General features: G+C 49.7%; 9 protein-coding genes. 4 read left to right on the top strand and 5 right to left on the bottom strand.

Annotated features, from left to right (window positions below; genetic code table 11):
- Positions 1–201 precede the first annotated feature (201 nt).
- Positions 202–1,122 carry a hypothetical protein gene (locus H6G21_RS12290; protein ID WP_190573700.1) on the bottom strand — a complete coding sequence of 307 codons (921 nt, stop codon included), beginning with the start codon at positions 1,120–1,122 and terminating at the stop codon, positions 202–204.
- Between the two features lie 404 nt (positions 1,123–1,526).
- On the opposite strand from H6G21_RS12290, the gene rnhA reads away from it, so the two are divergent.
- Positions 1,527–2,465 (top strand): ribonuclease HI, encoded by a 939-nt coding sequence (rnhA, locus tag H6G21_RS12285; RefSeq protein ID WP_190573699.1) that lies wholly within the window; start codon positions 1,527–1,529, stop codon positions 2,463–2,465.
- 36 nt (positions 2,466–2,501) lie between these two features.
- Here the strand turns inward: rnhA and H6G21_RS12280 are convergent, their stop codons facing one another.
- The 3 genes from H6G21_RS12280 to H6G21_RS12270 form a co-directional block, all read right to left on the bottom strand.
- Entirely contained in the window at positions 2,502–3,821 is a 1,320-nt protein-coding gene (locus tag H6G21_RS12280) for a serpin family protein (RefSeq protein WP_190573698.1), read from the bottom strand.
- A gap of 372 nt (positions 3,822–4,193) precedes the next feature.
- Positions 4,194–6,728 (bottom strand): mannose-1-phosphate guanyltransferase, encoded by a 2,535-nt coding sequence (locus H6G21_RS12275; protein ID WP_190573697.1) that lies wholly within the window; start codon positions 6,726–6,728, stop codon positions 4,194–4,196.
- A 169-nt stretch (positions 6,729–6,897) separates the two neighbouring features.
- A complete protein-coding gene (locus H6G21_RS12270; RefSeq protein WP_190573696.1) occupies positions 6,898–7,761 on the bottom strand; it encodes an Rpn family recombination-promoting nuclease/putative transposase in 864 nt (287 codons plus the stop codon).
- Positions 7,762–7,889: 128 nt separating this feature from the next.
- Between H6G21_RS12270 and crcB the strand changes: the two genes are divergently transcribed.
- Positions 7,890–8,309 (top strand): fluoride efflux transporter CrcB, encoded by a 420-nt coding sequence (gene crcB, locus H6G21_RS12265; protein WP_190573695.1) that lies wholly within the window; start codon positions 7,890–7,892, stop codon positions 8,307–8,309.
- Positions 8,310–8,515: 206 nt separating this feature from the next.
- On the opposite strand, the gene H6G21_RS12260 is transcribed toward crcB, so the two are convergent.
- A complete protein-coding gene (locus H6G21_RS12260; RefSeq protein ID WP_190573694.1) occupies positions 8,516–8,743 on the bottom strand; it encodes a hypothetical protein in 228 nt (75 codons plus the stop codon).
- A 1,004-nt stretch (positions 8,744–9,747) separates the two neighbouring features.
- Between H6G21_RS12260 and H6G21_RS12255 the strand changes: the two genes are divergently transcribed.
- Positions 9,748–11,409 (top strand): SulP family inorganic anion transporter, encoded by a 1,662-nt coding sequence (locus H6G21_RS12255; protein ID WP_190573693.1) that lies wholly within the window; start codon positions 9,748–9,750, stop codon positions 11,407–11,409.
- A gap of 164 nt (positions 11,410–11,573) precedes the next feature.
- Positions 11,574–12,989: a cation:proton antiporter gene (locus H6G21_RS12250; protein WP_190573692.1), complete on the top strand. Its 1,416-nt coding sequence runs from the start codon at positions 11,574–11,576 to the stop codon at positions 12,987–12,989.
- Positions 12,990–13,214 lie beyond the last annotated feature (225 nt).

Raw genomic sequence — 13,214 nt, 5'->3', positions numbered from 1 at the left:
CAAGCATCATGGTATTCAGTGAACAAGTTTGAGTATTGAGTGAACACGTTTGAGCATTGAGTAAACACGCTGGATCTGTAGGACAGATCCTAATGCTTCTAATTAATGTAAGTAATTGGATGAGGAGCTTATGCGATCGTAAATTCAGGGTGTCTTCTATTCAGACATTCAAGATTCACTGGTATATCCGTGAGCCTGCCTTTATTCCCTCAAAGGATTGTCCTCAAATTGATAGGGGAAGAATTCTGGTTCAAATAAGCCCCGCAAGACGATCGGATGGAGTTGATCATTCCAGTCCCGGAGACGTGCCATGACTTGTAGACATGCAAAGGTAATTTCGATCGTCATGGGTAACCGTTTGACGAGTGGCAGAGAGTCTGCCTGATGGTTGGCTCCTAGCTCTAGCGAATGGGGATGATCAAAGGGGGTGGTGAAATCCTGCTGAGAATACTGTAACTGAACGACAAACCCTTCACCTAAGGCCCAACGACTCAGGCTCCACAATCGTGCGAGTTGGTGGATTTCCGATTGCAACAAGTGAACGATCGCCTGCTGTAGATCACTGGTTGAATGGGCCATTAACCAAAAGTAAATTGAAACAGCACTCCAAGTATGGGTTACGCGATGGAAGAGTTGTTGCGGTAAATCCTGGCTTGGATAATGCAGATGCAAGTTGTTAATTAATGCGGTTTGAATGGCCGGTGCAATAGGTGGAAGCGACACTGTTTGCGGTAAAGATTGCATCCACTCCTGCAAATAAGCTGAAATGCATTCAGCAGAGATGGGATCAACCTGTACTAAATTGGTTAAAACCTGTACAAATAACTCTCGATCGATGCCAATGACCTGATTCGAGAGGTTTAAAGGGGTTGCTTGCCAGGGGCAGCTGTAGCTATGTTCGACAGGGGCAGTAAAATGAGCCAGATGATGATTGAGTTGGACGCTGCTGAGGTAACGATCGACTAGCGTGGTAATGCGTGCGCGAATATGGAAGTAATTGGGATGGGATACCCAGGAACCAGCAATATCTGTGTTTTCGTTGAGCACATTCGGGGATAACTTCTGGGTCAAGTTTTCAGGAACAAGTTCAGGAATAATTTCAGGAACAATCATGGCTGCCATAGAGCATTTCCTCCAAGGGGCTGAAGGAGAGAGGGAAGGGCTTGAAAATCCAGCAGTCTAAGTTGGATGCCCTATCCCTCATCAGGGTGCATACTTCTAGGATGACGCCAAAGTTCCGATCGATTAGCTTAGTTTTTGGCTTAGTTTTTGGCTTAGTTATCTACAGCACTTCCAGGCTGGAGCAGTATCCACCTGGATCATTGTTTCTATGCCTGTGCTTCTCTACCGTGTACAGACAAGTGCGATTAGACTAAGAAAAAGCTCTGCCCCCGATTTTGTATGGAGGTAGTGCCCTGGAGGACAGGTTCTAGGCACAGAATCCGGCATAATAGTTCAGGTGTTCGAGACGATCGCAGCCGGTGGCCGATCGTGAGACATCCCAGATTCCGGATTGAAGGTAGGCTATGGCATCCAGCAAAATCGATCGCATTTATACAGATGGGGCTTGTGCTGGCAATCCTGGCCCCGGCGGTTGGGGAACAGTCGTTTACTTCGCCGATGGCACCGTACAGGAATTGGGGGGAGGCGATTCCCAAACCACCAATAACCGCATGGAAATGCAAGCGGCAGTTGCAGCCCTCGAATTTTTCGCTGCCTCGGAACAAACAACCCCGATCGTGCTCTACACCGATAGCGAATATCTCCGCAAAGGCGTCACCCAATGGCTCGCCGGATGGAAACGCAAAGGCTGGAAAACCGCAGCGGGCAAACCTGTCCTGAATCAAGATCTCTGGGAAGCCCTCGATCGCCTCAACTCGTCCAAAGTGGAATGGCGCTATGTGCGCGGCCATTCGGGGGATCCGGGTAACGAGCGCTGTGACGAAATTGCGCGGGCCTTTTCCCAGGGGAGACCGATATATTTGCAGCAACAAAGCTTCGATCGAACGCCACCAAACGCTAGTCAATTAGAAGCCAGTCAATTAGACGCTAGCCAACCAGAACCCGCGATCGGCCAGCTTACGATTACTGCACTCACTGAACCCACGCCCTCCCCGGAACCCGCAGAAGAGAACACTGTCGAGAATGCTGTTAAACCCTTGACCGTATCTGAAGCGGCGGCGGCTTGGCCACCGATCACTTCTGCCCATCCCACAAACGCCACCCAGCCTGCCCCAGGTGAAGTCATGGATCTCAAAACGCGATTGGAAACGCTGCGCATGGCCGATGAAATCGCCGATCGCCAATACTGCATCACAACCCTGGAACTGGCTCAACTCGTCCAACTCGATCCCACCACGATCGACCAAAAGGACAGCACTTGGGTCTGGCGCAATTGGCAGATCGATCGGGTCACGGGGGCAGAAGGTGAGCAATTCTGGCAACTGCAACGCCTACGCAACTGACCACACCCATCCCTACGGTTCTCCCAGTCCTACAGTTTAGCGACTGGGATCCACGATCGTTCCCATAAAGAGAATCGTCCCGGTTTGACTGTCGTATAACGCGCAGAAGAAAGGCCGATCGACCACCATTTGAAACGGCGGATCTTGGGGGATAGACGTGGTTCGGATCCCGATCGAAGTCACCCCTGCCGCTTCCGTTCCTTCTTCATTCACTTCCACAAAGGTCTTATGTTTTACCTGGCCGATAAATGTGGCGCGATCGCTCAGGTTCCTAAAATCAGCCACCCCAGGAATAAACGCAGACTTCATCCCCAGCGTTGTCAGTGCATCCTTGAGTTCTGTATCGTACTCCAGCTTAAACTTGGGTAGCACAATACTCCCTTCCCGTTTCCCAAACTGTTGCTGCCACCGTTCCCAGGTTTCGGCGGTCAGGCCATCGGCCAAGGCATCCAGCGTTTTACCTTCCTTCGGCAGAAAGACATAGAGACTCAAGCGGCGATCGCTGTAGGGTAGGCTAATCGCTTGGAAATCCTCCGTTTCGGCATAGGAATACTTACCAAACTGCTGCATCATCGGATGCGGTTTGGTTTGACCATTGGCTAGCCGAAACGGCTGCTCCCGCGTCTGTTGTTTGTTAAATGGTTTTTCCCAACTCCCTTTGAAGTAAATCGCATTCATCAAATACAACACATCTTGGGGATTGAGCCGATCGACGATTTTTTCAATCCGTCCGTTGGTATTGCGTTTCACCCAGTTATTCATCACCTGTGGCGATTGGGGATCGGCAAAATCCAAGGATGCAACTTTAGCCTGATAAAACCTCTGATTACGGCTGAGAAATTCCGGGTTAAATGTCATGCCCTGCTTGAGCCAGAGGGAATTAGCGATCGTTAACTTGACCTTAGCATTATCCGATTCCAGTCGCGTTTTCAACGTCTCATTAGCTGCGTTTACTGCGTCTAGGCTTAAGTCTTGCAGTTGTAATGCTTCTGCCATCGCCTTTTGAGTTTCCCCAGCAGCTCCGTTGTACAGCATCGACAGCGCGATCGCTACGCTGGAAGGCGAAATAAACACATTGCGCGATCGATCCTGTTGCCGCACGGCAGCCAATAGATTGAAGCTAAAGCGGTTGTTCGCAGCGATGAGTTTGGGATTCACGGGTTTTGCAGGCGTCGAGGGCGTGGGGGATGGGCTGGCAACGGGGCGGGTGGGGCTGGCTTGGGATGGGCGCGGCATACTGGACGGAGAACCCGGCAGCGATGGGATGGGCGCAGCCTGGGAACAACTGACCATGCCAACCCCCAACCAAAGGGTCAGGAGTGCGGTACTGAGTAGGGTAGAGGGATGGGAAGTCATAGCAGATTTTCAAAGGGTCCTAGCGTTTTCAGTGTCCTAGCATTTTCAGGGTTCTAGCGTTCTGAGGTAGAGCGTTCTGAGGTAGAGCGTTCTGAGGGGGATCGGGCCAGATATTGCTACCTACAAGCTATGACTCAGCGACTACTGAAAAGTTGCGATGAAAGTTGCGACAGCCATGGGCCGCTTTTTCAATTGGTCATACCCAATTAATTTGTGATTGCAACCCATAACGATCCCCAAAAATCTCCCTTAATAAGGGGAACTTTGAAAGAATCTGACTGAATTCCCTCCTTTTTCAGGAGGGTAGGGGGGATCGGATCTGTCGCATTGATAAATCAATTTGGTATTAATCATTCCACCCCTGGTTAAAGATTAAACAACTTGCCGACTCTCTTCGATGCCCTGCTGCTGAATCACAAATTCCTGCACTTGCAAGCGATATTCCCGCAGCGTCTCATCCACCCAAGCCCGATCGCGGCCATTGGCACAAATATGAATCTGGGGTTCGCTGGCATCCGGCAAGACCAACACCCAACTGTCATGCTGGTTATTGAAAATCTTGACCCCGTCGATTAATTCCAAATCATCATTGGCGTGGGTTTCCACCAAATGGCGCATTAACGAACCTTTCATGCCCCAGGGACAGCGCACCGTATAGGTTTTGTGGGTGATGCGGGGACAGGAGGCCCGGATTTCCCCCAGGGTTCGTTCCTGCATCGTCAATAACTCAATCAACTTGGCAATGCAAAACATCGCATCAAAGCCGGGATGGAGCTGCGGAAAAATAAAACCCATATCGCCACTGCCGCCTAAGACAACATTGGAATTGTTATAGCAGGCTTCCATTAAAGCTGTTGGATTGGCCTTGGTACGGATCACTTGGGCGTCATGGCGACGGGCAATATCTTCGATCGCGCTGGAGGTTTGCACCGGAACCACCACGGCACTGCGAGGATAGGCATTTAACATCAGTTCCACCACCAATGCCGTTAGCGTTTCCCCACGGATGGGACTTCCCGTTTCATCGACCAGCACCAGCAATTCCCCATTGGCCGAAACCTGCACCCCAAAGGTGGCCCGCAACGCTTCCACCACATGGCCCAGTTGGTTGAGCAGGGTTTCCCGATCGGCCTGGGTGGGGGCATTTTGGGTCAAACTCGCATTCAGCACCACCGCATCACAGCCAAACTTCGCTAACAACTGCGGCAGAACCGCCCCCGAAACAGCATAGGCATAGTCAATCACAACCTTGCCACCGCTGTGTTGCAGCACTTGTACATTGAGGTTTTGGGAAAAGACGCGACTGTAGATATCCAGGGCATGGTTCACTTCCACCACATTGCCAATTTCCGTAATCGAAGCACGGCGAAAATCTTCCTTGAAAAAAGCACCTTCAATTTTCTTTTCCATGACTTTGGAAATATTGATGCCTTTATCATCGAGAAATTCAATCAAGATGTAGTTCGATCGCTCTGGATCAAACCGCACATGGATGCCCCCCGCCACACCCAGAATCGGCACCACCGATCGGGATACGGGAATCGCCGTCGCTTCTAAGTTCTGCACATTAATGCCCACGGACATTAACCCTGCAATCAGCGATCGCGACACCATCCAGGAAATGCTGCGTTGATCCCGCGAAACCGTGACTTGCGATCCCGGCTTCAGGGTAGACCCGTAGGCCGCACCCAATTTCACCGCAAATTCCGGAATGATGTCCACATTGGCAATGCCCGCCACCCCCCGCTGCCCAAATAGGTTGCGGTGGGCCGTATAGCCCCAAATCAGGTTGCTGTTCAGTGTGGCCCCCGGTTCCACATCTTTGCTGGGCCAAATGCGGATATTGGGGCTGATTTTGGCTTCTTCGCCGATCGTGCAGAGGGGGCCGACGATCGACCCTTCCAAAACATGGGCACGACGGGCCACCCGCACCCCCCGCGCTAGGACACAGGCCCGTAAATGGGCTTCTTCTCCAATCACAGAGCCATTCCAAATGATCGGGCGTTTCAGATCGGCATCCGATCCGACAATCACGTTATCCCCGACGATCGTCCCCGCTTCCACGTAAACCCGCGACCCAATTCGGCAGTTATTGCCAATCAACACCGGTGCTTCCAGCCGTGCACTGGGATCAATCCAAGTGTCTTCACCCACCCAAATTCCCGGCGATCGGCAGGTGTAGTCGATTTGCAGTTTCACCTGTTGGGAGAGGGCCGCGTATTGCGCTTCCCGGTAGGCATCCAAGTGGCCAACATCACACCAATAGCCATCCGCCACGTAGCCATACATCGGCTCATCTTTTTCGAGGAGCAGGGGAAAGAGATCCTTTGAAAAATCTGTTTCACAATCCCCTGGCAAATAATCTAAAACCTCTGGTTCCAGGATATAAATTCCCGTATTTACGGTGTCGGAAAAAATTTCACTCGTCGATGGTTTTTCCAAGAAGCGGCGGATGCGTCCTGTTTCATCGGTAATCACGACGCCAAATTCCAAGGGATTGGGCACATGGGTCAGGACGAGTGTGGCTTTTGCCTGTCGCTGATGGTGAAAGGCGATCGCGGCTTGGAGATCAAAATCGGTAACGCTATCACCACTGATGACGATAAAGGTTTCGTCCAGCAATTCTGAAATATTTTTGACGCAACCCGCTGTTCCTAGGGGTTTATCTTCTTCGACGGCATAAATCATCTGAACGCCAAAATCGCTGCCATCTTGGAAGTAATCGCGCAGTAGGTCAGGTAGGTAGTGCAGCGTGACGATGATTTCGGTGATGCCGTGGTGTTTCAGCAGATTAACGATATGCTCCGCGATCGGGCGATTCAGGATCGGCACCATCGGTTTGGGTAAATCACAGGTGAGGGGGCGTAGCCGAGTTCCTGAACCTCCAGCCATCAATACTGCTCGCATACCGTTGTCCTCTGCACAGGTCTTCTTTCTACATTTCAACCTGTGTTTTGCAGTTTGGGGGGGATGATCGTAAAAATTAAGAGTTTGCAACAGTTGCAATCAATCGTTGCAGTCAATTGGGACGCACGATCACTGGCCCGAAGATTACGCTGGTGTATCAGCTTGGGCTTCATTGGGCTTCAGGTGAAGGTGCGGCTGGGGCGTCGCCCTGGGCCTGGGCTAACCAGGTAACTAACTCCTGTAAATTTTGCCAATCCAATAATAGTTCTGCCATTTCCTCCAACTGCACGATCGGCAGCCCGGAGATTTGCGTCACGATCGCCTCGGGTAACTCCCCAAACCGCCGTCTTAGCTGCTTAAGAATAACGGTTGCTCCCCCATGTTGCTCTCCAGCTTGCTCTCCCTCTGCAAAAATACTGCGATAGATCGGTGTATTTTCTAGCGTAATTCCAATCATTGCTGCGACCTCGTCACGGGTAAGGTTAGTGAACTTGTAGACCATGATGGTGGAAATCATTTCTATTATTGCACGGTCATTTTGGGTCTGCTGGACTAGGGTTCTGGCCGCTGTAATGGCTGCTGTTTCCTCCAAGGTTGTCAAGATCATTAATTGGATGCCGATCGAAAGGTCTGCCCACGATCGCACCTGATCCAGATAAATGCGCGTTAATTTGCCTGTGTCAATTAAATATTGGTGGGGTTCACAGTCCGCTTGTTCTGTGGCTGTGTCTGGGTAAATGGCAACCAGTTTCCAGTCCCGGCAGCGATCGCGATTGCGGTAAAAATACAAAGCAGCTTCGCAGACTAGGCGTTCATACAGCAAGGGATCGTGCTGAAATTGCACTTCGGCGAAAAAGACAACGCCGGATGGGTCGGGAGGTAGAAACACCCCATCAATGCGAAAGCTGGTTTCCTTGACCTCGATCGAATCAAATTTATAGGCATCCGCATTGCTGGGTGCTTCAGGCAAAAGATCAAACAATAGTGCAGGCGATTGTTGAAACAGTTTGTAGAAAATCGAGTCGCGACGCATTACAGCAAAGTCCTAGATCACATTTAAACAACCGTATTACTAACTCAATTAGAATTTCAGTCCTTTTAAGAGTTCGATCGTCAGTACTATCATACCTATATCCATCAGCCTGAAATACTGAAAAGATAATGACGCTAGATCCTCAACTCCGTGCCCCGATCGCCATTGCCCTAGGTGCGATCGCCGGGGCTTTAGCTCGGTACTATTTAACCCTATGGTGTACTCAGCGTTTGGGCGCAGATTTTCCCTATGGCACTTTTTTCATTAACGTTAGCGGTTGCTTTTTCATGGGCTTAATTGCAACTTTGGCGTTGGATGAACGGTTTATTGCTCCGGAGATGCGGCTGTTGCTGACCACAGGATTTTTGGGAGCCTACACGACGTTTTCGACCTATGGGCTGGATACGGTCAATTTAATCCGTCTCGATCGACTTGTGATTGCCGCAGGCTATGGTTTGGGGAGTGCGGCGTTGGGGTTGCTGGCGGTGCAAGGGGGCACGATCGTGGCACAACAGATCCTCCCCTGGCTCCACCGTTGGGGTAAATAATGGGCAAGAAGGGGTAGCTCCAAAAACCCTTGGGACAACCGATCGATCGATCGACCTCATACCCAATCAACTTGTGATTGCAACACATAGCGATCCCCCTAAATCCCCCTTAATAAGGGGGACTTTGAAAGAATTTGACTGAATCCCCCCCTTTTTAAGGGGGGGAGGGGGGATCCTCACGCATTGGGACAACCGATCGATCGACCTTACTCCCCAGCCCGATCGCGTTCCATCATGCTGATGTATTTCCAATCGGAGCCAAGGACGGGGATAGGTGGACTCCAACGAATGCGCTCGCAAAACCGCACTACTTGTAGTTGGTTAATGGTGGTTTGGATTTCTTCGCGGGTGCCGAGCAGGTAGATTTGGAAGGGTCTGCGGGAATCGTCGATCGAAGTTTCTGGGCGATCGTTGCCGCCAAAGCCAGTAAACATGGGATTTCTCCTAAATGGGGTGATGGGAGGAAATCCCAAAAATTAAAGCCACCCTTTTGCGCAGGACAAGTAGGGTGGCCCGATCGAATGCTAAAATCCGTGTCAGACCGCCTAGCTGCCAGACTCAGCTTGGGGTTTAGCTACCCTTTGTTGCTTGGAACCAACGCTGGGTAGCGCCTTAATTTTTGGGGTCGTAGCTGATGCCAAGCGGGACTTTGCGACACGATTGCATTCAGCTATGAAAAATAAGCCTAGGGGGAAAGTGAGGCGCTGTCAACTATTTTGCGATTGCTTGCAATCCTGTGATATTTGGCAACAATAATTTGTTGAATATCCATCCATCAACTTCTTGAAGATCAAGCAATGCTGTTTCTCTATGGATTCATGCGAGGACTCCTCTCGGGAATCGACCTTGAGAACTTATGCAGTTTGGTATGAGTCTTGCCCACCTAGCAGGATTCATACAGCAGTTATTCTGATCGTATCAAAAGGTTGATCATGCAACTTCTCGCAACCTGTATTACAGCTACCCATATTATAGTTACCCAATAATTCTTATAACGCTTTATTATCTTTTGCTTCGTGTTGCTTGGTATAGGCTTGATTTATGTTAGTTCCTATCAACACAATAGATTACAAACTAAGTTCATCAAAACTTTCCACAAACTTCTATAGCTAGAATAGAAGTTTCCTATGGAAGAAATGGTTTTTTCTGCATTTTTAGAAACCATTAAGTCATAGATTAGCGTAATGTAATAGACATCATAATTCTTATGCTATTGCGCAAATCTAAATGCGTTCCCCGGCTGTCAACCTTACAACCTCTCTGACCTTGAAACGAAGAGAGCCTTTGTAATAGCATCGAGTGTTTTATGACATTAGATGTTGGGTGATATCCAGCATGGTTGCGAATTTTATTTGCATCCAGCCTTAGCGTATTTAGTCATCTTAAGCAAGACAACTCGCTCTCAATCAGGATCTGATTTACTGTTCATTCACCATCCATGAAAGTCACCAATCTGATTCAGTTTAATAACCTGCGAGGGGATATCTTTGGTGGTGTCACTGCCGCGATTGTTTCCTTACCCTTAGCCCTAGCTTTCGGGGTCGCATCTGGTGTCGGCCCAATTGGAGGATTGTATGGCGCAATTTGTGTCGGATTGTTTGCTGCCTTATTTGGCGGTACACCCACACTAATTTCCGAACCGACTGGCCCAATGACCGTGGTTATGACCGCGATCGTGGCCAGCATGACCGCGAGCAACCCAGAAAATGGGTTAGCCATGGCCTTTACCGTGGTGATGTTGGCGGGGTTATTCCAAATTATTTTTGGGGTCTTCAAGCTAGGAAAATACATTACGCTGATGCCCTACAGCGTTATCTCCGGCTTTATGTCTGGGATTGGGGTGATTCTCATCATCCTGCAAATTGCACCCTTTCTAGGTCAATCTGCCCCTAAGGGTGGCGTTGTCGGAACGTTCCTGGCAATTCCGCAGCTTGTTGCCAATGTCAATCCACCAGAAGCCATTTTGGGTGCACTGACCTTGGCCATTATCTTTCTAATGCCTAAAAAGTGGAAGAAAGTGGTACCGCCGCAACTAGTTGCGCTCATTGCAGGAACGGTCATTTCTCTCACGCTGTTTCAAGGTGCAGAGATCCGGCGAATTGGCGAAATTCCTGTCGGCCTGCCTCCGTTGCAATTCCCGACCTTTAGCCCCGGTCAAATAACGGTCATGTTTGTCGATGGGGTTATGCTCGGGATGCTAGGTTGTATTGACACTCTGTTAACTGCTGTGGTGGCAGATAGCCTGACACGGACAGAGCACAAGTCGAATAAGGAGTTGATTGGTCAAGGCATCGGTAACATTGTATCTGGGCTGTGTGGTGGTTTGCCGGGTGCAGGGGCCACGATGGGAACCGTTGTGAATATCCAAACGGGCGCTACATCAGCCCTTTCTGGGATTACACGAGCACTGGTTCTTTTGGTGGTCGTCTTAGGCGCAGCGAAATTAACCCAACCCATTCCAATGGCAGTGTTAGCGGGGATTGCTCTCAAGGTCGGGATTGATATTCTGGACTGGAGCTTCTTAAAGCGATCACACAAAGTCTCCCTCAAGGGTTCCATCATTATGTATGGAGTCTTACTCTTGACGGTTTTTGTGGATTTGATTGTAGCAGTTGGGGTAGGGGTCTTCATTGCCAATATTCTGACGATCGAGCGATTGAGCGAAATGCAATCTTCCGAAGTCAAGCTAATTACGGATACGGATGATGATATTCGGTTAACGGATGAACAAAAGTATCTGCTGGACAAAGGACAAGGACGTGTTTTGCTCTTTTGCCTCAGTGGCCCCATGATTTTTGGGTTATCTAAGGCGATCGCGCGCGAGCATAATGCGATGAAAGAGGCCGATGTCTTGATTGTCGATCTGAAAGAAGTTCCCACCATGGGAGTAACAGCGTCCTTAGCGATCGAAAATGTGATTCGAGATGCTGTGGATAAAGGACTCCAAGTGTACCTTGTGGGAGCGAGTGAGAAAGTTCAGCATCGCTTGAACAAGCTAGGACTTTTGGAGATGATTCATCCAGAGCATGTGATCGGAGATCGAACCGAAGCGCTCCGCCAAGCAGTCGATCAAGTCTATTTGAAGGGTACAGCAATCTAAGTCAATACCAAGTCCAGTGACACTCAGCGCAAGTGATACTCAGCGATCGTGCGCTTGCTAGCCCTTTCATCCAATGAGAAAGATAACCGATGCTCTATTCTATGATTTGTGCATTCGGTTGTCTTTTTTATACTATTCATCCTTTCCCTGATCACCGTTGGACTATGATTTTGAACAGTTTTCTTTCCCATTGCAATCTTGGTATTGCCTCCCTAATACCACCTTGGCCCGTACTAGCCGTTGTTGCTGAGGATTCACCGATTATTCTGTCTGGCGTATTGCTGACGCTGGTGGTTATTTATCTCGCTAGTAAACTGGGCGCAGAAGCGGCTAGACGCTTTGATTTTCCGCCCGTGTTGGGGGAGCTAGTTGCAGGGGTGATTGTCGGTGTGTCGGCATTGCACCTGGTCATTTTTCCCGAAGGCGGCCTCGCGGCCTCTGACTCGCTGATCATGACCGCTTTGCAGGGGTTAAACCCCCTCACGCCGGATGCCGTAACGCGAATCTTTGAGTCCCAAAGTGAAATCATTTCAGTGCTCGCTGAAATTGGCGTCATTATTCTGTTGTTTGAAATTGGGCTAGAGTCTGACCTCCGGCAGCTCAAGGAAGTCGGCATTCAAGCGACGGTGGTTGCCTGTGTTGGGGTAGCAGTACCTTTCGCAGCCGGTACCGCAGGAGCCATGGTGCTATTTCATGTGGCAGCAATTCCAGCGATTTTTGCGGGGGCAGCGTTAACCGCGACCAGTATTGGCATTACCTCTAAGGTGTTGTCCGAGCTAGGACAGCTTAAATCGAAGGAAGGTCAAATCATCGTTGGTGCGGCGGTCATTGATGATGTGTTGGGAATTATTGTTTTAGCCGTAGTAGCCAGTTTAGCCAAAACGGGTGAAATCGACGTTACCAATGTCATTTATTTAATTGTGGGTGCGACGGCCTTTTTGTTTGGCTCAATTGCCTTGGGTGGCATTTTCAACAAAAGTTTTGTCGCGATCGTCGAGAAATTAAAAACCCGTGGAAACGTGGTTATTCCAGCGTTTATCTTTGCCTTTTTCATGGCATTTTTAGGGAATGCGATTCATCTTGAGGCGATTTTAGGGGCCTTTGCTGCGGGATTGGTGCTGGATGAAACCGATGCCCGGAATGAATTAGATGAACTTATCAAGCCGATCGCAGATTTGCTAGTGCCGATTTTCTTTGTGACGGTGGGAGCACGCGCGGATCTGACAGTGCTCAATCCAGCTATCCCCGAAAACCGTGCTGGCCTGCTGATTGCAGTTTTTTTAGTGGCAGTGGCAATCGTCGGCAAACTCGTTACAGGTTGGGCGGTGTTTGGGCAACCGGGCATTAATCGCCTCGCGATCGGGGTGGGTATGATTCCTCGGGGCGAAGTGGGTTTAGTCTTTGCTGGCATTGGTTCAGCCAGTGGCATTTTGGATAAGCCGTTGGAAGTCTCCATTATCATCATGGTGATTTTGACCACGTTCCTAGCGCCTCCCTTTCTCCGGGTGGCCTTTGGAAATACGAACGGCGAGACACCAGCGATCGAAGCATCACCTTCAGTGGAATCAGCTAGTAAATAACAGCCTGTCGAAATAACAACCTGTCGAAATAACAACCTGTCAAACAATCTGTCACAACTAATGACTGGACAGTTGTAAAGAATTGACTTGACCCTGGCTTAACGATCGGCATCCTTGGGGCTAACCTGAGGATGCTGTTTTTTTTGATGCAGTCACCCTGAGGGCGACTGAGAGACACTGCGCAATGGTGGAAATCGGTAACCGTGGAAATCGGCTCTAAACACA

The sequence above is a fragment of the Alkalinema sp. FACHB-956 genome (assembly GCF_014697025.1).
Classification (GTDB): domain Bacteria; phylum Cyanobacteriota; class Cyanobacteriia; order Leptolyngbyales; family Leptolyngbyaceae; genus Alkalinema.
This window is presented reverse-complemented; position numbering and strand designations above follow the sequence as displayed.